Origin of the sequence: Maribacter sedimenticola (assembly GCF_900188415.1) — a bacterium.
Classification (GTDB): Bacteria; Bacteroidota; Bacteroidia; order Flavobacteriales; family Flavobacteriaceae; genus Maribacter; species Maribacter sedimenticola.
The window spans coordinates 1-19,076 of the sequence record NZ_FZNV01000008.1; the positions used below are offsets into that span (position 1 = coordinate 1).

Consider the following 19,076-nt stretch of genomic DNA (forward strand, 5'->3'; position numbering starts at 1 on the left):
ATTTGTCCGCATGACCATTAAATCGATTGATTTCAATTCCACTACCAACATCTAACCCCCGATTTGATAATGAATCAAATTTTACATTTCTCCAGTGAATTATTTTCCAGCAAGTACTGTCTCCCGAAATTTGAGTTTCAAATGGCTTTTTAATTCCGTTTACTTTCGCAATAGTTATTGCCTTTTGAAAAGAAACATAATATTTATTGTCAAAATCCAAAGTCTCTTTTAGCTCACCATTTCTTTTATAGAACTCCCAGACACCTATCGGAATGAAATTGTGGTAAGTTTTCTTTTTGATAAATTTCAAGTTGCCGTTTTTGTAATATTCTTTAAAAAACGTTGTGTCATTTACAAAGTCATCATAGTGTTTAAACCACAATTTTGTACTATCCGACGGATAGTATCTTACCACGGCATTGTAGTGTAATGAATCGATATAAAATCTTTTTCCGTAACCATCATTAACATGTCCAACCTTATATTCTTCATATTGAAAATAATTTGGTGTTTCTTTTTCAATTGTGGTGTCTTTTCTTACGATTGAATTTTCCGATTCCTGCTTGATTTTGTTCGTTTCAGTTTTGCAACCAACAAACAAGGCAACCAAAAATATGAGGAAGATTTTTTTCAATTGAGAATTTGTTTAAACTTACAAACAACAAGTATACATAGTTACCGGTAACTATATATTTCCCTATCAAGATATATAATCACCAGTACTTATATCCAATTTATATAAATTATTTTAGCTTAAGTAGTTGGGGGAGCGTACTTTGGTCTGTATTGCAAGTATAAGAAGTGTCCCTTGCAAAAATTTACGACTTTCTATAAAAATTTAGGAAATACACTTGTTGTTTTGTTGCGGAGTGGGGTGGGGCGTTTAGGCTACGTTCCCCATTATGATATTATTCTTAGTTTGTCAAAAACGAAACTCTGAAGGTTTGTTTTACTATTTGGCAGGTTACGGTTTTTGTATGAACAGTAGCGGATTACGTAGCAGATTTCCATCAAGACATACAAAAGTTGAAGCAGTCTGCAAGTCTGAATTTACTACTAATTAGGCTATTACTTATGCATTGTGACCATACGTTAATTTCATCATTTGTCCAACTAGTTTTTTGGATAACGGATATTTACCCTTTTTTTATAGGTCAGGCTACGCCAAATCCATTCCAAGGGGCCAAATTTATAATGTCTTAACCAGATAGTGCTAAGAATAATTTGCGATACTAAAATAAAAATGGCAATACCTGCTGTAGGTAACAAACCAATTTTACCAATTAAATTAAATCCAAAATTGTAAAATATAATAATCATGATTATGGTCTGAAACAAGTAATTGCTCAGAGCCATTCTCCCTACAGGGATTAAATATTTAAATGCTCTTTTACCTATAGAAGTTTGAACAATTTTAGAAATGGAGGTTATATAGAAAATGCACAGAAATATCTGGCCAGCTAATACTAAGAACTTATAAAGCATATTTAATGGCGTTGATGGGAACATATAGGAACTTCCACCAATCATTTTAGCTGAAAAAGTAGCTAAAAGACCTACTATTAAACTGGTTATCAACAATAAAGTTGATTTTGGCTTTTTTGTAAAAAATTCAATTGAAGCCAAATAGTAACCAAGAAGAAAGATTCCAAGGAATTTAAAATACCCGCCTGATGGAATATAACCTAAGTATTTCCAGACAAGATTATGAATGTTTAAAAAGAATAGGTCTACAATTGAACCATTCTGGAATGTATTGATAACTGCTTCAACCGTCATATCCGGATATTGAACATGTGCCAGGGCAGCCATTTTTTCAGGACTAGCAGAACTTAAAGCCTCAGAAAATGGCAAGAGACATAAATCGATTAAAAGGGGAAATAACAGGAACAATAACGACCAGAGAATAAGATTTTTTGATTTGACATTCCGGAATAAAATGAGGATAAAACCAAATATGGAATAGGCAAGTAGAATGTCTCCAAACCATATTAAACTGTGCAAAAAACCTATCAATAACAGTAGAAATAGTCTTCTTCTATATGTTTTTAAAAAATTTATAGAATCTTCTTTGTTCTTTTCATATTGAATATAGAACCCAACAGCAAAAAGAATTGAGAAAAGGGTGTAGAACTTTCCTGTGACTACGATATTTAAAAACGCATATAATTTTTCATCCAATTGAAAGTCGGTTATTTGTTTGAGCTCATCAAAGGGCATAAAAACGTATCCGCTAAAAAATCCCATGTTCATGAAAATGATTCCTAATAAAGCGAAACCTCTTAGGATGTCTAGAATTTCAATTCTTTGTTTAGGTTCAATTGGTTGATTAGATGTCATTTGTTCAATATTTTATTTAAAAGCAGAATTATATTCTTATCTAAAATTTCAATAAGGTGATTTTGACCTTATGCATGGTAAAAAGTATATATAGTTACCAGTGATTATATATTAGCATATCAACATATAAAATCACCAGTACCTATATTCATTTATATAAAATTTCCACTAAAGTAGTTGGGGGAGCGTACTTTGACCTGTATTGCAAGTATAAGAAGTTTCTCTTAGAAAATTATGCTTTCTATATAATTATAGAAAATGCACAGGATGTTTCGTTGCGGGGTATTGTGGGGCGTTTAGGCTATGCTCGGCTTTATGTCATGTAGCACATATCGACGTAGGTGTTACAAGCATACTGAACAAATGAATACTTAAAATACATATTAAAAAAGTTTATGAATAATGCAACATTATCGCTTAGTATATAAAAAGTAGGCGATTTTGAAGCACAAATTTTTCAGTTAAGCGCAAACTTTGATTCGAGTCAAGAGCGTTAATTTTATTGCTGTTTTCGCCTATTTTTCATAGGATAGATTATTGTGCTTCTTTATTCTGTTAATTGTTCTAAGGATGCAATTAATTGTTCTGCTTTTTCTTTTGTTTCTTTCATTACTTGCTGTAATGTACCTGTTGCATAATTACTTGCATAGATGGTATTAATCACATGGTCTTTACCTATTATTTCTAATGCTCGTATATTATATGCTTCATTTGAAAGTGTATAATTTGGAAATTCATTAATTAGTAGATTACTCACTTTCTTTGCATAGTAAGTTTGTTCAAGAGCCGCAATTTTTAGAACTGTATATCGCTTTTCATAGTAATCAATGATTTTAATTTCTAAAGAATCACCATAATTAGGTAAAAGTCCACTTGAAACGGATGATTTATAGACGGCATTATTTGGGCGAAAATCCCAATATCTAATATTTAAACCCAATAATTTTTTGACGTTACCAGATTTAGTATTAGAAATGCTATCAAAAATAACAGCGGAAGTATTCAATACTGAATCATTTATAATTATAGATTTATCAAAAGCTTTAATGTCACTCTCTAATTCGTTAATTATTGATTTAGATAGACTAATAATCTCCTTATTCAATTTTTTACTTTCATTCCAATTATTAATTGATAACGCAATTAAAATTCCGACAACAACAAGAATAATTTCGCCAATGGCATAAATCAAATACTTACTGAATTTGTTTTCAGAGAGTAAGTTCTGTCTAATTTTTCTAAAGAATTTTATCATTGTTTAAGGGTTGACTAAAACTAGCAATTAATTTTATACGGTGTTAGCAGTAGTTATTTCACACTTTCGCCTAGCAATATTACTTTTTTTAGCCATTTTTCTCTAAAACCCGAAGTTGAATTTTTTATTGAGGCAATATACGTTGTTTTCACAGGACTTATTCCGCAAAATTTTAAAGTTCCGTTCTTAAATTGGTTGATTGTCGGGCTTTTCATTATTAAAAAATTGTACCATTTTGGTGTATCTGCCGTAATAATCAATCGTGCAGATTTTCCTTTCAATAGCTTTTCAGGTAATGCTTTTCCTTCAATCGGTTGATATGTAATTGACGGTAAAAATGTTCTGTCTATAAATCCTTTCATAAGAGCTGGATAACCATACCACCACATTGGAAATACCCAAACAATATGGTCTGCCTTTTTAATTTTCTCGATGGCTTTTACCAGATCAGGCTCCAATTCCATTCGTTTTCGATAACCAAATTGCAGATTTGGATTAAATTCCAATTCTGCAATATTAATTTGAGATACTATAGAATTTGTTTTATTTACTCCTTTTATATAGGCTTCCGATAATGCGTAATTAAAGCTCTCTTTGTCAGGATGTCCGTTTATTATTAATACTTGTTTCATATTTGTTCTTTGTTTTGTACAAAGAACAATTCTCCATTAGTTTTTTAAAAGGACATTTGTCTAATTCGTAATCGTTTTTCTTATTCTACTTAAATGTCTTTGAGTAATTCCTAAATATGAAGCTAGAAAATTTAAGGGAATTGATTGTAAATATTCAGGTTGATTTATTAGTAAATCTTTGTATTTTATTTCTGCGGATTCTGTTTGCAACAAGAAGACTCTTTTTTCCATTTTGATGTATTCTTGTTCAGCAATTACTTTGAAAAATCTCAGCCAATTTGTACTCGATTTCTCTAGAATTAAAATTTCCTCTCTTGATATCGTTAATAATTCTATATCTGTTAATGCCTGAATATTTTCAATTGTTTTTGTTTGAGATAAGAAAGAAGAGTACGCACTTACAAAAGAGTTTGAAAAGGTAAAACAATAGGTGACTTCCTCTTCGGATGATGAATAATAGAATGACCTAAACAAGCCTGAAACCACAAACGCTACTTCTTTGGATATTCGATTTTCTTTGATGAAAAAATCTCCTTTTTTCAATCTTTTATTTTGCACTTTACGCTCAAAAAGCTCAATTTCTTTTTCGGTTAAAATATCAAATGATTGTAGGTAGTTCCTCATTTTTTTTTAATTACTGCCAACGTTTTAACTAAGCGTAGTGTGGAGACAAGGAAACTTTTCGTTTCCATCTGGTCTGTTAGCCAGAGCTTTTTGTTTTGTAATTAGTTTCTCTTTTTAATTGCCAACTTAGCGAAGCGTTATCGCGAATTCCTTTTTAAAAATAGAAATCACATGAGTAAATTCAAAAGATTTGGCGGACTTAATAAATAATACCAAGACATTAAGTTTAGCACTTTTTCGCCCTATTTGCTATAGGTATTGTTGTAACTAGTTTTTGTTAGATAGCCTAACTCAACTAATTCGCTTTTGTCATTGATTTCTTTTAAATATCCATTTTGCAAATACAAAATACTATCCGCTAAATTGATTACATTTTCATAATCGTGGTCCGTAATAATATATCCTTTGTTCAACTTCATTTTCTTAATGTATTCTATGATATAATCCCGAACAATGGGGCTTACTCCGTTAAATGGTTCATCAAGTAAAATGTACTCTGAATCAGAATAAATGATTAGTAATATTTCCACTATTCTTTTTTCGCCGCCAGATAAGTCTTGATTTTGTTTGTTCAACAATGGAATTATATGCTCGTTCTTAAATAGAATATCAGAATTCTCTTTTGAAAGAAATAGCTTTATTAATGTGCTTATTTTTATGTTATTTGGTAAGAAATTGTCTTGTGGCAAATAGTTGATTAGATTTCTACCATCTGAAATATTTTTAATTATTTTTTCACCTATTCGTACAAATTTCGATTCAGCCTTTTCAGTCCCAAATACTATTTTTAAAAGCGTAGATTTTCCAGAACCATTTCTACCAATCAAACCCGTTATTTTGCCTTTATCGCACGAAAGGAATATATCACTTAGGATGACTTTATTATTGTATTTTTTGGTTAAACTGTCAATATGTAGTCCATTCATATTAATGATAATATCAACAGATTAATTAAAGCTATTATGAATGTAGAAGCCCAAAGTTCAAGATTGCCTAATCCTAAATTATAGTAGAAGTAATATTCGTTTTTATATTTTATGTCATAGACATAATATTGAATTATTGGAGCAATGAAAATGAAACAAAATCCGATAGTAGAAAGTTTGCCGCCAAGTAATATTCCAATCAAGATTGAAATAATATACGAGATTAAAAATATTTTTTTTTGGAATAATAATATGTTTTTTAATATTCTCAAAGGTATTTTTTTAAATTACTTACAGCGGTCTAGCTAAGCATAATAAGGAGGCAAGGAAACTTTTCGATTCCGTCTGCGCATGAAGCTAAAGCTTTTGGTTTGCTTTTTCTTTTTTTGTCCAAAGCTAAATCCCAAAGATTTAGCGGACTTCATAAATATACATAGACCTTTCGATTTAGCTCTAAAGTCCGCATTACGTTTATGCTTTGTTGGCGTTAGTTTTTTATTCAGCTTGGTGAGAGTTGCATTTAATTTAAAGTCCAAAAGACCGACCTCCTCAATATTTAATTATTACAATTTATGTTCTACCGTTTTATTGGGAAACAACGAAAAATAATAAAGGATATTTCCCAATAATACACCTCCTAACGTTGCGTAAACATCTTCAATATCATAGATTAGTCCAGTTCCTTTTTGCAAAACCTCATGTCCAATTAATCCAACAAGAGCTATAATGTTTGTAGCTAATAAGACCAGTAGTTTATGCTTATTAAAAATAGTTAAAGACAATAAGTATTCTCCTATTATTATGATTGCCGCACTCCCAGATAATATTCCAAACCCCGCTAAAAAATTCGGTAACCACCCGAGTATATTGTTGATTATAGGATGTTCATTCTGATTATAAATAGGTCTAATAAATGTCCTAATTAATTCTAACCCCACAAAAATAATAGCTGGGATAAAAGAGAAATATGTTGCTTCTTTTTTTGTCATTTGGTAAAGATGCTTAATTGCATATTTGATTTTTCAAAATTAACGCCAACAAGTATATATAGTTACCGGTAATTACATATTGCCCTCTCAAGATATATAATTACCAGTACCTACTTAATTTTTATAAACTATTTCCAATCAAGTAGTTGGGGTATACTTTGGTCGGTACTACAAGTATAATAAGTTTCCTTTACAAAAACCTACGCTTTTCTGTATAATTGTAGAAAATGCACGGGTTGTTAAGTTACGGAGTTTGGTGGGGCGTTTAGGCTACGCTACCTTTTATTTGAAGCTTTTTTTAGTTTGTCAAAAAACGACATTCTGAAGGTCTGTTTTACTATTTGGTAGGTAACTGTCTTTACTATGCGTAGTTGGGTGGGTTAGCACTTTACCTTGCAAGTACACATCGCGTTGAAAATTCCGCAGGAAATTTCAAAGTAGGCAAGAACAAGCAATGATGTATGGCCATTGTTGGCATACGTATTATTCATTTACTTTATATTCAATTCCGTTTTTATAAATTGATAGCACAGTTCGGATGTTCTCAATGTTATTTAATGGATTTTCAGTTAGCACCACTAGATTTGCATACTTTCCCTCTGAAATCGACCCATATAAATTCTCAATTCCAATAACTTTGGCATTATTTAAAGTTGCCGCCTTAATAGCATCAATGCTGCTCAAACCACATTCAGTTAATAATATGATTTCATCTTGAACCCATTTAATATCTGAATTAAAATCTGTTCCTGCAGCGATTGTCACACCATTTTCATAAGCTGATAAAGTAATTGTCCGTGCCCAGTTGTCCATTGAGGCAACGTCCATTTTATTTGCAGCATTTGAAAGCTGTTTGGTTGGATTTACTTTTTCAATACTTTTATTTGCTTTAGGTTTTTCTGAACGTAATTTTAAACTCCAAGCTGATAATGTCGGTTCAAAGATTGTATTATTTGATTTCATTTTCTTGAATAGCTCTATAAATTCAATGCTAGAAGCGTCAGTATTTTTAAAGTCTTGTAATGGCACAGAGATTCTTATGGCCTCATTAAATGAAAAGGGCATTTCACTTTCCATTTCAAAAATCATCCCAACGCTATGCGATAATACGTCCACTTTGGCATTTACTGCGTCAGAGGGTCTGCTAGGGAAAATACTAGAATGACTCCACATCTTAAGGTCGTTTTTATGTGCGACATTACTAATTTTAGCAAGTAATTCCGCATTTACGTTAGAGTACACTTTTAAACCGGTGACGCCGGCTTCTTTGGCTTCAAGTACTATTTTTTCCAGATTGGAATTTTCTTCCACTAGCCGCATCCAAGGGGCTGAACCCGGTTCAAATCCCATATTGGAAAATTTGGTTCTTGGGTCTTTTAGAAAAGTAGGGCCAAAAACATTTGCAGAATAGTATATGTCAGGTCCTATTAATTTGTTCTGTCCAATTTCTTTATTCAGCGATTGATATACCCTTGCATCTCCACCCATATCGCGAACTGTAGTTATACCTGAATACAACAGTTTGGTTAAAATCTCTTTCCGATTTTTTGGTCTAAAAAGATGAACGTGTGAGTCAATAAGTCCGGGAATCACATAATTTCCCTTTAAATCAATTTTATTTGTAATTCCTTTTAAATCTATTGAGCCGCTCGGATTTATAGAGAGAATTTTGTCTTTTTCAATGATGATGGTCATATTCTCTAACTCCTGAGAACTTTCAACATCGATTATTGAAACGTTGGTTAATGCGATAGAATTTTTAGAAATTTCTTGAGAGTTGATTTGACAGACAAAAGTCAAACAGAAAGCGATCACTAAAACTATTTTAATTTTTTTCATTGCTCTGGGTTTTTTATATGTATGCCAACGGTTATACATAGTGGTAAAACGTTTTTAGTGTTTTTCAGTTTTAATACTCCGTGCATCAGAAATTAAATGTGCTGTTATAAACCAGTCGTTTGTTTTTTCAAATAATCGGTAATGTGATGTTCTTCTAATTCCCAAATCCTTGTTATCAGATGATTTCTGTCCTCTTCGCTCAACTGTGGTAATTACTAAAATGGCATTATTAGATATTTTTTTGAACTTAATAGAGGTTTGTTCCGTATTTCCCACCATTACGAAATCAAGTCCAAAAACTTCAGTTAAGTATTTTTGAATTTCCGATTTACCAATTCTATTAAATCCGAATGCATTTGTAAAATCCGCATTTTCAGAATACCATTTGCAAGCTAATTCAGCATCTTTAATTTCCCAGGCTTTGTTCCAATCATCAATTTTACTTGCAATTTTTAAGCTTTCTAATTCAGATATATTTTGGGAAAAACCTGAATGGCTTCCTATAACAATTATTAATGTCAATAAAATCTGTCTCATTTTTCATATGTTTTACAACAAGTATATATAGTTACCTGTAATTATAGATTGCCCTATCAAGATATATAATCACCAATACTAATATCCAATTTATAAAAACTAATTCCGCTTAAGTAGTTGGGGGAGAGTACTTTATCTGTATTGCAAGTATAGGTATTTTCTTTTACAAAAACTTGAGCTTTTGTATAAACTGTTGAAATTCACTGATTGTTTCGTTGCTGAGTGTTGTGGGGCGTTTAGGCTATGCTCCCTTGGGCTCAGCGTAGTGCGGTGGTAAGGAAACTTTTCGTTTCCGTCTGCGCACGTAGCTAAAGCTTATTGTTTAGTTTTATTTTATCTTTTGCAAAGCTAGATCCATAAGATTTAGCTACATCATAAATATACACAGACCTTTCGGTTAAGCCCATATGTCCGAATTACGTTTAGGTATTGTTAGACAAAGTTTTATTCACTCAATTCTTTGATCATTTTTTTTGAAAAATCAATATGACGTTGTTCATCACTGGTTGCTACCTCAATCACTTTTTTGAAATATTCAATGGCCTTTTCATTATTTCCATATTTTTTGTAATAATGAGCTAATCCAATATATCCCTCAAAGTTTTGGGGAAATTCCATTTTTACGAAAGTAAAAACATTAAAAGCATCTTCTTTTTCATCTTTTCGTAAGTAGCTAAAGCCTAAACGGGTCAAATCTTCTGTATCGACTTTGTAGTTGTCCTTACTTACGATGAGGGTATCATAGTATGTTTTTATTTCCTCACTTCCATTATTGGTAATCTCCTTTTCGATCATCACATCAATAGGTATAGGTAGTTGTCCATTGGAATATAAGCTTGCAAGAAAAGCAGCCGTACGCCGTAATCCTCCAAAATCCACGGTATTTGTAAAAATAGCTACGCTTAGTTTCTCCGAAGGAATTCTCAATGAAATGTTTATAAAACCGGTAGTACTACCACTATGCCTTAAATATTTTTTACCGTTTTCCATTTCAATAAACCATCCAAATCCATAGCCATTTCCCTCAGTTTTTCCGTTTTCGTCCCAACTGGAAAATGCATCGTTAAGCAAGTCCGATGAAACAAGGGTTTCATCATATAAACTGTTGTCCCACTTAGCATATTCGCTTACGGAGGAATAAACTCCGCCATCGCCTTGTATGGCCGACCAAATGTTCTGGTCTATATTTATGTATTTGTTGAGGGAATCATTAAATGTATAACCAAAAGCACGATTTTTAATGGGTGCGCCTTTCACATATATCGTGCTGTTGGTCATTCCAGTATTCTTAAAAATTTCTTCTTCCATAAATCTTTTAAACGTTTTTCCTGAAACCCGCTCAATAATCATGGCCAACACGGCATAACCGGAATTACTATATTTAAATTGTGTATTCACAGGAAACAAAAGACTGTCCTGCGCTATTAGAAGGTTGAGCACTTCTTTATCCACAAGCGGTATTTCTGAATCCCTTGGATATAATTTGGAATAATCCTGTAGGCCTGATCTATGCGTCAGTAAATTTTTTATTGTGATTTCTTTTCCATAGTCAGGAAATTCAGGAATTACTTGGGTCAATTTAGTTTCAAAATTTAATTTGCCTTGGTTTATTAAAATTAAAATTCCCATGGCGGTAAACTGTTTGGTTACGGATGCAAGTCTATAATTCGTTTCACAATTCGCCCGGATTTTATTTTCCAAATCGGCATATCCAAAACTTTGGCAGTCTTCTATTTTGCCATCTTTTATAACAGTAAAACTTGCGCTTGGCCTTTCACCTATGTAATTTCGGAACACAAAATTTATTAAATCTTGGTTGGTCTCCCTTTTTTTTACTAATTCTTCCGTAGGCTTACATCCACTAATGATGAATAAAAAGATTACTAATAAATATGTGTATTTCATTTTTTCAAATTTTGCCTAACAAGTATATATAGTTACAGGTAAATTATAGATTGCCCTATCAAGATATATAATCACCAATACTAATATCCAATTTATAAAAACTAATTCCGCTTAAGTAGTTGGGGGAGAGTGCTTTATCTGTATTGCAAGTATAGGTATTTTCTTTTACAAAAACCTGAGCTTTTGTATAAACAGTTGAAATACACTGATTGTTTCGTTGCAGAGTGTTGTGGGGCGTTTAGGCTACGCTCCCCATAATTTGTTATAACAATTCCCTTTGTGCGAGCGACATTAGCGAAAGCTATGGGCGAGTAGTAGCGTTGGAAAAACTAGATGTAGCACATAGGTCATAGTAGGAGTCACGAGCATAGCGAACACATGTATACCTATAAAAGCATTAAACACGTTTATGAATAATGCAACATCATTACATAAGCTAATTGCCGGCAGGCAGGTCTAGTTTTATTTTTTCTTGTCCAAAGCTAAATTTATATATTTCGCGAATGCGTAATTTTCAATTTAGCGACTTTATAAATATACCCAGACCTTTCGGTTTTACCCTAAAGTCCGGGTTGCGTTTCGGTTTTGTTGTGTGTAGTTTTTTAATTTCAGATTTGTCAACAACCACAAAGTCCATAAACGTTATAAATCTGTTTATTCCCTTTTTTATCAACTATAATCAGTTCCGCATTGTATGATGTATTCTCATACCCTTCGTCAATCTGTATTTTATTTTGAATGTAAGCAGTAAAATACGCATCGCTGTAGTTATTTCCATTTGGTTTGAGAAAAATAATTTTGTTGTCAATTGAGATTAAACAATTGTCTCCAAAGTCATCAAAGTATATATATTTTTCCGATTCAAATTCTTCTTTAGTTTTTGAAAAAAGGCACGAACATCCATATAAATACTCTGGTATTTCAGATAATTCAAATGCAGTACTATTAATTTTCCCTTTTGGATCATTACAGCTCAAAGCAAATAAAAACGTCAGAAGCAAAGAGAAATATTTCATAGATTTTTTAATTCAGTTGGTGGCGTTCTTAAATTACGGTCTCGTGTATGAGTAGTAGCGGGTTTCAACTCACAAACCTTTCGGTTTTAGACCGACCTTTATTTTATTTTTATACTTTCGTTCTATCACTTAAACCGCTATCACTTATACACAATGTTGTGGGTAGTTATTAATCTATCTTTTATTTCTTCAACCGTTTTATCGTAATCAGAATCTATCTTCTTTTTGAAGTCTTTTTCTGCATTATTCTTATCGGTGTAATTAGCTCCCCAACGATAAATATCCATAACGATAGGAACAAGGTCAAGGCCTTTTTTTGTCAAGGAATATAAATAGGCAGACCTATTATTTGAATCAACTTCTTTCTTGATAATTCCGTTTGCCAAAAGTCTATTAAGTCTATCTGTAAGAATATTAGTAGAAATACTCTCAACGCTAACCAATTGGTTGAAATGGCGATTGTCAAAAAAAATGAAATCACGAAGAATTAAGAGAGTCCATTTATCTCCGAAAATATCAAGAGATAATGTTATCGGGCAATCTGACCTCCTTTTTAGTTTATCCATATTCCAAAGGTATTAAAAAGTACTTGCATAACTAAAGTTCTTTTATATATTTGTGCTTGTAAAATGCAAGTACAAATGAAAAATAAAATTTATGTCTTATACTACAAGTGTTTCAATTAAAGCAAATTCAGAAGTTGTATTTAACGCAATAGCCCAGTCAGTTCAAAAATGGTGGGGAAATACAGATAATTCAGTTTCTTCAGTTGGTGATGAATTCACAACAAGTTTTGATAGTACTTATTGGAAGTTTAAAATCTTCGAATTTGAACCTAATACAAAAATTGTATGGAAATGTATTGAGGCTAAACATATTCACAAAGGTTATGATGGAATTGAAAAAGAGTGGGAAGGAACTTTTGTTGAATGGGTTTTGGAAGATAAAGGTCAAAACGCAACAATTCTAAATTTCGCACATAATGGATTAGTTCCCGAGTTAAACTGTTATGAGATTTGTTTTCCTGCTTGGGAAAGATTTGTAACTCAAAGTTTAAAGAGTTTTGTTGAAACTGGAACTGGTATGCCTCATCTTTCTTAAATTACCTACAACGTTGGGTGTAAGAATAATTGCGTGATTAGGCAACTAACTTACTAAAAATGGAACGGACCAGAGGAAAATCCGTAGGATTTTTCGAGTAGGTAAGACCCAAGCAATTATTTTTACAAGGTGTTGCCCACAGTCTTTATTCAACATCGAAATGTTCTGCTATCAACTTACCATTACTATCAAATACATAAGTCTCAGGTAGTCCTGTTAATTGATAAGAAATTGCACTACGATTTGAAACTTCAATTGGGTTGAAAGTCAATCCTTTTTTTTCATTTAGTTTAATTACATCTCCATAAGAACAGCCATAATATATTGGAATGAAATTCACTTTTTGTAACGCAAGTTTATTACTATTTAACTCAACTTGTTCTAGTTTCTTAACACAAGGCGCACACCATGTTGCCCAATAATAAATGACTGTTTTATTATAATCTTTAAAAATATCCGAATTTACAGTGTTGCCGTCCGATAGTTCGATAGGAATAAAATCAGAAATATAACTAATATCGTTTTTTGGTTCAAAGACAGTTTTGTTAAGCTCTCTAAAATCTGTTTTATTATCAATGGAATATGTTACCTCATTATGATTTATCTTATTAGTTTTTTTTAAAAGTGATAATATTGGTCTTCTTTTAAAGGGTGATTTCACACCATAGTAATCAATTCCTATTTCGCTGTAAATTCCATTACCATTCCAATCTATTAAATACCATTCTGTTTGATTTGCACTTAGTTTAATTCCGTTTTTATTTTCATTCTGATATAAGTATTCATCTACAAACATTGGTTCATTATCATAAACAGCAAATTCAAAACTTTCAATCATATTGGGTTCTGGGTTTTTGCAAGATTTGAAAACTGGAAAGAATATAATTAATATGATTAGTGATTTTTTCATAATTGCGTAGAACGGTTTAGCTAAGCATAATGCGGTAGTAAGGAAGCTCTTCGTTTCCGTCTTAGCACGAAGCTAAAGCTTATTGTTTTGCTTTTTCTTTTTTTGTCCAAAGCTAAATCCATAAGATTTAGCGACTCAATAAATATACACAGACCTTTCGTTTTAGCCCCAAAGTCCGCATTACGTTTAGGTTGTGTTGTACTTAGTGTTTTTTTTCTCCGTTGTAATTTCGCCCAGTTTTGAATCCGAAATAAGCTAGTAATACTAGAAGTACTATTTGAACTGTAAATAGAATTCGTGATATAATTTTCAATGCGTTTCCAACCTCATTTACTCCATCAACCATAGATTCATTATTGGGAGGTCCACTAAAAAAGTCTAGCATGCCAATTGTTTTCCCAAGAACTACTGCGACCAAAATCGTTGCAATTATCAGCACTAGATTTGCCGTAATATTTTTAAATCCATTTCGAACTGCTCTAATCAGATAAACCGTAAAAAAAATGAAAACAAATAATAGTAAAACTAAACGGACATTGGCAATAACAAAATAAGTATCATGAATATTTATAGCGAAAGTAGAATCGACATTAAATCCATCTATTCCAAATAGGATTAGAGTCCAGACTAACACAAGTCCTGCGGTTCCAAATAACCAAAAGATTTCTTTTCTATTCAAATTTTCAATTTTGGTACATTCTGCAACATTAAGCACAACGGTTGGGCTAAGCGTAGTGCGGGGGCAAGGAAACTTTTCGTTTCCGTCTACGCACAAAGCTAAAGCTTATTGTTTAGTTTTAGTTTTTTTGTTCCAAAGCTAAATCCATAAGATTTAGCGACTTCATAAATATGCACAGACCTTTCGTTTTAGCCCAAAAACCCGCATTACGTTTGGGCATTGTTGGCAAACGTTTTTATTCTATAGCTTTTTGAGGATTTTAGATGTATTCACTTAAAAGTTAAGTTTTTTTTAATAATATTTGTAATCATGACTGAATAGTTTAATATTGTACTTAACTTAAAAGTGAATTCCAACCGAGAGATAATTGTTGAATTATTTGAAGAGCATTCTGAAGTCAATTTCTACTCAATCAGATATTCTGATAATGAATTGTCTGAGGCAGATTTGTTTTTCGATAAAGTTTTGGACAATGAAGAGTTGGATGAAGATGTTGAAATATTATCCAAATTATTAGATAAAATAGGTGAGAATGGCGCAGAATTAAGGCATTTTAGGCATGCTGGTACAAAATCAGATAAAGTTGCTGCTTTACCAGAATATCTTTCAAGCACTAATCTAAGACTGTATGCGATAAGGCTTAATGAAAAAATAGTTATTCTTGGAAATGGCGGTCTTAAAAAGACAAAAACTTACAATGAAGACCCTTTTTTAAATGAATGTGTTGAAACATTAAAGCAAATTGACCGTTTTATAGGTGCCAGGATAAAAAACGGACAGACAATTGTCTTTAGAAAGGAATTAATGGGCAATTTGAAATTTTACTTTAAAGAATGAAAAAAAATAGGATATTAAACAAAATACGTAAGTATCGTTCAAAATATGTTGACATTTTTGTTGACTATACATTTGATTTATCTCATAGAATTCAATTTCTTTTGGACCAAAAGTCTATGGAACAAAAGGACTTAGCAAAAGCTTTGGGTAAAAATGAATCTGAAATTAGTAAATGGATGTCAGGTTCTCACAATTTTACTTTAAAAACTATAGCAAGAATTGAAGAAGTTCTAGGAGATAAGTTGCTTGAAATAGTTAATGAAGAAAACATAAGTAAGGGCGAAAAGGTTAGTGTGGTTTTCATTAATACTGAACACACATATACCCCTAGGCACTACATTCCTTTAAGAGAATCATCTCATTTGAAAAAGTATTCTCCAAATTATAGAAATACGGTAATTGCTGATTGTTAACTAATGAATAAAGAAGCTACAGGTTTAGGTATTAAAATTCAAGAGATAAAAGAAATTTCTTTCTTTAACAAAGTAAATGATGAGTTAGTTAAGAACTTTGACGATGAAAAAGTAGAAATTAAGTTAGGATTTGCTGTTAAAGGTGATTTCAAGAAAAATACAATTATCATTTTGATTATAGTACAATTCCATTCTCTGCATGCAGTTAAGCCAAAAGAGTTTCTGAAATTAGAGACCAGTACATCTTTTAATGTCAATAATTTTTCAGATGAGGATATCAAATTTATAGATGGAGATAAAGAAATATTTATAAATGATGAGTTAATGACTGTGTTTTTGAATACAGCAATTGGAGCTACTCGTGGTATGTTAGCATATAAAATAGCTAGTCTACCAATTAATATTTGTTTACCATTGTTTGATATGGATGATTTAATTCCCAAAAATAGTTCTTCTAAAAAGTCAAATACAAAGGTTAAAAAATAGATTTTTCAAAATGTTTGCCAACAAGTATATATAGTTACCGGTAATTATATATTGCTATATCAAGATATATAATCACCAATACCTATTTATTTTTTATAAACTATTCCCACTAAAGTAGTTGGGGTATACTTTGGTCGGTATTGCAAGTATAATATGTTTCCCTTACAAAAACTTACGCCTTTCTATAAAAATTTAGGAAATACACTGATTGTTTTGTTGCGGAGTATGGTGCGGGACGTTTAAGTTACGCTACCTTTTATTTGAAGTTTTGCTTAGTTTGTCAAAAACGAAATTCTGAAGGTTTGTTTTAATATTTGGTAGGTAACGGCCTCGACTATGAGCAACCATGTGGGTTAGCACTTAACCTTGCGAGTATAGACCAAGTTAAAAATTTCGAAGGAATTTTCAAAGTAGGAAAGAACACGCAATTAGGTATGGCCATTGTTTCCAGTAGTCATTCTTTTAACTCCATATGTAAAGTGGGATAAGGTTTTCCGGAAGAATCCAATTCAGAGCGTTTAATAGTTTCAAACCCAAAATGCTTGTAAAAACCTACAGCTTGTTCATTCTGTTCGTTTACATCAACTTTTTTTACACCCATTTGTTGAATTGAATAAACCAACAACGTTTTTCCTATTCCTTTTCCCCTAAAGTCAGGATGAATAAATAACATTTCCAAATTTTGGTCCGCCACTCCAAGAAAACCAACTATGTTCTTTTCGTTATTTCTTACGCATCTTAGTTCAACAGCATCCAAATAGGTATTTAAAATCAGAGGTTTAAAATATTTAATATCTTCCTCTTTTAGAAAGTGATGGGTCGCTCTAACGGAAGACTCCCAAACACGTACCACTTGTTGGTATTCAGATTTATGTATGGTATCTATTTCCTTTATCATTTTTTATTACGGCCAAAGGTCTTGTGTAACTACCGTGACGACTTATTGGAACACATGTTACACAATGGTACACTCAGTTTTTATTTTTCAAAATGTTCAATTCCCCAAAATCTACATCAAGTAGGTTTTCTTGGTCAATGGAGAATCCTAGTATTTCTCTTTTTGCATTAAAGTTGAACGTCAAAAACCCATCAGGAATTCTAATATCGTCCCAATCTATTTTAAACGTATCATAATGCCAATGCTCCAGTTTCCCTTTGAATACTGCAGAATGCGAAAATGAAATTTCTAATCCGCCACCCTCGGTATGATCTATTAAAATGTCACCATACATGCGGTCGCTATATTTCCCGGCATATTGCTGAATGTTTAACGAAGGTTTTGTCTTGGGCGTTTTGGCAATGGTCAATGGGCTTTCTTTATGCTCTTTTAAGTTGGCGTCTCTCCAATCCTTTATCCTGGAATATAGGTCATACGACTTGTCATCAAGGAGCTTTTCTAAAATTTTTGCAGTTAATAAAAATGTGGCCGGCTCTTCCGCTTCATTGGTAAGTATTACAAACCCTAAATTCATATCCTTTATCATCACAAGATTTGCTGCCATACCATCAATACCTCCACTATGTTCAATTATTTTGTGTCCATTTTTTGGTGTTAACCACCAGCCAAATCCATACGATGTAAACTCATTGTTAAAGGGAGCCCCCATAATAGGATATATAATTTGAGGCTTAAAAATTTCATTAATTATTGCGGGACTAACAATAGTGTCATTACCAATGACTCCATTATTTAACAGCATTCTCATGTAATTGGACATATCGTTAGATGATGAATAAATAAAGCCACCAGGAGCAAGATTGTCCCCTTTTTCCTGTTCAATAGCTACTTTTTCATAATCCTCGTTCCAAATATGTGGCTGGGCTAGATTACTGTTAGCCTCTCTTTCTGCGGATAGGGATGTGGTGTTATCCATTTTAAGTGGATCAAAAACCCGGGTTTTCACGAAATTATCCCATGACATTCCAGAAACTGTTTTCACGATTTCTGAAGCCACCACATACATTACATTTTGGTAGGCCGGCTTTTCCCGAAAGCCAGATACGGGTTCTAAATATTTTAGGCGCTTTATGATTTCTTCCCTCGTATAATCCGAGTGATACCAAAGCGTACCTCCACTAACATCTTTAAGCCCGCTTCTATGGGTGAGTACATCTCTAATCGTAAAATTATCCGTTACATACGGAGCGTATAGTTCAAAATAGGGGAGATACGTTTTAACTTTATCATCCCAATCAATTTTCCCTTCGTCTACCAAAATTCCCAAGGTTAAAGCTGTAAAGGATTTGGAAATAGAACCTATTCCAAAAATGGTATTTTCATTTACTTTTTCGTCTTTAGTTATTTCTAAGTTTCCGTAACCTTTGGAAAATAGTAGTGAATCGTTCCGTACAACACCAATAGAAAGACCAGGTATGTCAAAGTCCTTTATCAGTTGGTGAATTTGTGCATCAAGTGAATCTAATTGTATTTGTTGGGCGGATGCATTGGCGTAGAGCATTAACCCCATTACGGTTGTGAAGAATAGTTTCATTTTCATTTTTTTAGTGGTGTAGAACGGTCTTAAGTGTGGTTGGTTACGTGGTTAAGCAACTAATTTAGCAAATAAATCACAGGTAGATTATTCCG

At 32.4% G+C, this 19,076-nt stretch carries 20 protein-coding genes; 4 read left to right on the forward strand and 16 right to left on the reverse strand.

Features of this window, described 5'->3' with window-relative positions:
- From CHB68_RS16005 to CHB68_RS16065, 12 genes are all read right to left on the reverse strand, one after another.
- The coding region (locus CHB68_RS16005) for a hypothetical protein (RefSeq protein WP_143815224.1) at positions 1 to 634 on the reverse strand (634 nt) is incomplete at its 3' end.
- Positions 635 to 1,113: 479 nt separating this feature from the next.
- Entirely contained in the window at positions 1,114 to 2,340 is a 1,227-nt protein-coding gene (locus CHB68_RS16010; protein ID WP_089262498.1) for a DUF418 domain-containing protein, read from the reverse strand.
- Between the two features lie 547 nt (positions 2,341 to 2,887).
- On the reverse strand, positions 2,888 to 3,595 hold the full coding sequence (locus CHB68_RS16015) for a DUF6090 family protein (protein WP_089262500.1): 708 nt from the start codon (positions 3,593 to 3,595) through the stop codon (positions 2,888 to 2,890).
- Positions 3,596 to 3,648: 53 nt separating this feature from the next.
- The gene (locus tag CHB68_RS16020) at positions 3,649 to 4,227 is read right to left on the reverse strand and encodes an NAD(P)H-dependent oxidoreductase (protein WP_089262502.1); all 579 of its coding nucleotides are present in this window, start codon (positions 4,225 to 4,227) and stop codon (positions 3,649 to 3,651) included.
- Between the two features lie 60 nt (positions 4,228 to 4,287).
- The gene (locus CHB68_RS16025; protein WP_089262504.1) at positions 4,288 to 4,851 is read right to left on the reverse strand and encodes a Crp/Fnr family transcriptional regulator; all 564 of its coding nucleotides are present in this window, start codon (positions 4,849 to 4,851) and stop codon (positions 4,288 to 4,290) included.
- A gap of 242 nt (positions 4,852 to 5,093) precedes the next feature.
- Positions 5,094 to 5,777 carry an ATP-binding cassette domain-containing protein gene (locus CHB68_RS16030; protein WP_089262506.1) on the reverse strand — a complete coding sequence of 228 codons (684 nt, stop codon included), beginning with the start codon at positions 5,775 to 5,777 and terminating at the stop codon, positions 5,094 to 5,096.
- A 563-nt stretch (positions 5,778 to 6,340) separates the two neighbouring features.
- On the reverse strand, positions 6,341 to 6,766 hold the full coding sequence (locus tag CHB68_RS16040; RefSeq protein WP_089262510.1) for a hypothetical protein: 426 nt from the start codon (positions 6,764 to 6,766) through the stop codon (positions 6,341 to 6,343).
- A gap of 483 nt (positions 6,767 to 7,249) precedes the next feature.
- Complete coding sequence (locus CHB68_RS16045) at positions 7,250 to 8,605, reverse strand: amidohydrolase family protein (RefSeq protein ID WP_179213218.1); 1,356 nt, start codon at positions 8,603 to 8,605, stop codon at positions 7,250 to 7,252.
- A 54-nt stretch (positions 8,606 to 8,659) separates the two neighbouring features.
- Positions 8,660 to 9,142: a Cif family virulence factor gene (locus CHB68_RS16050; RefSeq protein ID WP_089262514.1), complete on the reverse strand. Its 483-nt coding sequence runs from the start codon at positions 9,140 to 9,142 to the stop codon at positions 8,660 to 8,662.
- A 444-nt stretch (positions 9,143 to 9,586) separates the two neighbouring features.
- Positions 9,587 to 11,047: a serine hydrolase gene (locus CHB68_RS16055; protein WP_089262516.1), complete on the reverse strand. Its 1,461-nt coding sequence runs from the start codon at positions 11,045 to 11,047 to the stop codon at positions 9,587 to 9,589.
- Between the two features lie 617 nt (positions 11,048 to 11,664).
- On the reverse strand, positions 11,665 to 12,063 hold the full coding sequence (locus CHB68_RS16060) for a hypothetical protein (RefSeq protein WP_089262518.1): 399 nt from the start codon (positions 12,061 to 12,063) through the stop codon (positions 11,665 to 11,667).
- A gap of 140 nt (positions 12,064 to 12,203) precedes the next feature.
- The gene (locus tag CHB68_RS16065; RefSeq protein WP_089262520.1) at positions 12,204 to 12,629 is read right to left on the reverse strand and encodes a winged helix-turn-helix transcriptional regulator; all 426 of its coding nucleotides are present in this window, start codon (positions 12,627 to 12,629) and stop codon (positions 12,204 to 12,206) included.
- A 91-nt stretch (positions 12,630 to 12,720) separates the two neighbouring features.
- On the opposite strand from CHB68_RS16065, the gene CHB68_RS16070 reads away from it, so the two are divergent.
- Positions 12,721 to 13,164: an SRPBCC family protein gene (locus tag CHB68_RS16070; protein WP_089262522.1), complete on the forward strand. Its 444-nt coding sequence runs from the start codon at positions 12,721 to 12,723 to the stop codon at positions 13,162 to 13,164.
- A 145-nt stretch (positions 13,165 to 13,309) separates the two neighbouring features.
- Here CHB68_RS16070 and CHB68_RS16075 read toward each other — a convergent pair whose 3' ends face one another.
- Positions 13,310 to 14,074, reverse strand: coding sequence for a TlpA family protein disulfide reductase (locus CHB68_RS16075; RefSeq protein ID WP_089262524.1), 765 nt, complete (start codon positions 14,072 to 14,074; stop codon positions 13,310 to 13,312).
- A gap of 202 nt (positions 14,075 to 14,276) precedes the next feature.
- Positions 14,277 to 14,753, reverse strand: a complete 477-nt coding sequence (locus CHB68_RS16080; RefSeq protein WP_143815225.1) for a hypothetical protein — start codon at positions 14,751 to 14,753, stop codon at positions 14,277 to 14,279.
- Positions 14,754 to 15,098: 345 nt separating this feature from the next.
- Here CHB68_RS16080 and CHB68_RS16085 point away from each other — a divergent pair, with 345 nt between their 5' ends.
- Genes CHB68_RS16085 through CHB68_RS16095 form a run of 3 tightly spaced genes read left to right on the forward strand, consistent with a single transcriptional unit; the run spans position 15,099 to position 16,489 of the window.
- Positions 15,099 to 15,590, forward strand: a complete 492-nt coding sequence (locus CHB68_RS16085) for a hypothetical protein (RefSeq protein ID WP_089262528.1) — start codon at positions 15,099 to 15,101, stop codon at positions 15,588 to 15,590.
- Positions 15,587 to 16,003, forward strand: coding sequence for a helix-turn-helix domain-containing protein (locus CHB68_RS16090; protein WP_089262530.1), 417 nt, complete (start codon positions 15,587 to 15,589; stop codon positions 16,001 to 16,003). The genes CHB68_RS16085 and CHB68_RS16090 overlap by 4 nt, the downstream gene beginning before the upstream one ends.
- A gap of 3 nt (positions 16,004 to 16,006) precedes the next feature.
- Positions 16,007 to 16,489 carry a hypothetical protein gene (locus CHB68_RS16095; RefSeq protein WP_089262533.1) on the forward strand — a complete coding sequence of 161 codons (483 nt, stop codon included), beginning with the start codon at positions 16,007 to 16,009 and terminating at the stop codon, positions 16,487 to 16,489.
- A 454-nt stretch (positions 16,490 to 16,943) separates the two neighbouring features.
- Here CHB68_RS16095 and CHB68_RS16100 read toward each other — a convergent pair whose 3' ends face one another.
- Both CHB68_RS16100 and CHB68_RS16105 read right to left on the reverse strand, forming a co-directional pair.
- Positions 16,944 to 17,387: a GNAT family N-acetyltransferase gene (locus CHB68_RS16100; RefSeq protein WP_089262535.1), complete on the reverse strand. Its 444-nt coding sequence runs from the start codon at positions 17,385 to 17,387 to the stop codon at positions 16,944 to 16,946.
- A 73-nt stretch (positions 17,388 to 17,460) separates the two neighbouring features.
- On the reverse strand, positions 17,461 to 18,981 hold the full coding sequence (locus CHB68_RS16105; protein WP_179213219.1) for a serine hydrolase: 1,521 nt from the start codon (positions 18,979 to 18,981) through the stop codon (positions 17,461 to 17,463).
- Between the last annotated feature and the right edge of the window lie 95 nt (positions 18,982 to 19,076).

Excerpts from the sequence above, each read along its gene's own strand:
- CHB68_RS16010 (WP_089262498.1), bottom strand. The coding sequence starts at position 2,340 with ATGACATCTAATCAACCAATTGAACCTAAACAAAGAATTGAAATTCTA.
- CHB68_RS16015 (WP_089262500.1), bottom strand. The coding sequence starts at position 3,595 with ATGATAAAATTCTTTAGAAAAATTAGACAGAACTTACTCTCTGAAAAC.
- CHB68_RS16020 (WP_089262502.1), bottom strand. The coding sequence starts at position 4,227 with ATGAAACAAGTATTAATAATAAACGGACATCCTGACAAAGAGAGCTTT.
- CHB68_RS16025 (WP_089262504.1), bottom strand. The coding sequence starts at position 4,851 with ATGAGGAACTACCTACAATCATTTGATATTTTAACCGAAAAAGAAATT.
- CHB68_RS16030 (WP_089262506.1), bottom strand. The coding sequence starts at position 5,777 with ATGAATGGACTACATATTGACAGTTTAACCAAAAAATACAATAATAAA.
- CHB68_RS16040 (WP_089262510.1), bottom strand. The coding sequence starts at position 6,766 with ATGACAAAAAAAGAAGCAACATATTTCTCTTTTATCCCAGCTATTATT.
- CHB68_RS16045 (WP_179213218.1), bottom strand. The coding sequence starts at position 8,605 with ATGAAAAAAATTAAAATAGTTTTAGTGATCGCTTTCTGTTTGACTTTT.
- CHB68_RS16050 (WP_089262514.1), bottom strand. The coding sequence starts at position 9,142 with ATGAGACAGATTTTATTGACATTAATAATTGTTATAGGAAGCCATTCA.
- CHB68_RS16055 (WP_089262516.1), bottom strand. The coding sequence starts at position 11,047 with ATGAAATACACATATTTATTAGTAATCTTTTTATTCATCATTAGTGGA.
- CHB68_RS16060 (WP_089262518.1), bottom strand. The coding sequence starts at position 12,063 with ATGAAATATTTCTCTTTGCTTCTGACGTTTTTATTTGCTTTGAGCTGT.
- CHB68_RS16065 (WP_089262520.1), bottom strand. The coding sequence starts at position 12,629 with ATGGATAAACTAAAAAGGAGGTCAGATTGCCCGATAACATTATCTCTT.
- CHB68_RS16070 (WP_089262522.1), top strand. The coding sequence starts at position 12,721 with ATGTCTTATACTACAAGTGTTTCAATTAAAGCAAATTCAGAAGTTGTA.
- CHB68_RS16075 (WP_089262524.1), bottom strand. The coding sequence starts at position 14,074 with ATGAAAAAATCACTAATCATATTAATTATATTCTTTCCAGTTTTCAAA.
- CHB68_RS16090 (WP_089262530.1), top strand. The coding sequence starts at position 15,587 with ATGAAAAAAAATAGGATATTAAACAAAATACGTAAGTATCGTTCAAAA.
- CHB68_RS16095 (WP_089262533.1), top strand. The coding sequence starts at position 16,007 with ATGAATAAAGAAGCTACAGGTTTAGGTATTAAAATTCAAGAGATAAAA.
- CHB68_RS16100 (WP_089262535.1), bottom strand. The coding sequence starts at position 17,387 with ATGATAAAGGAAATAGATACCATACATAAATCTGAATACCAACAAGTG.
- CHB68_RS16105 (WP_179213219.1), bottom strand. The coding sequence starts at position 18,981 with ATGAAACTATTCTTCACAACCGTAATGGGGTTAATGCTCTACGCCAAT.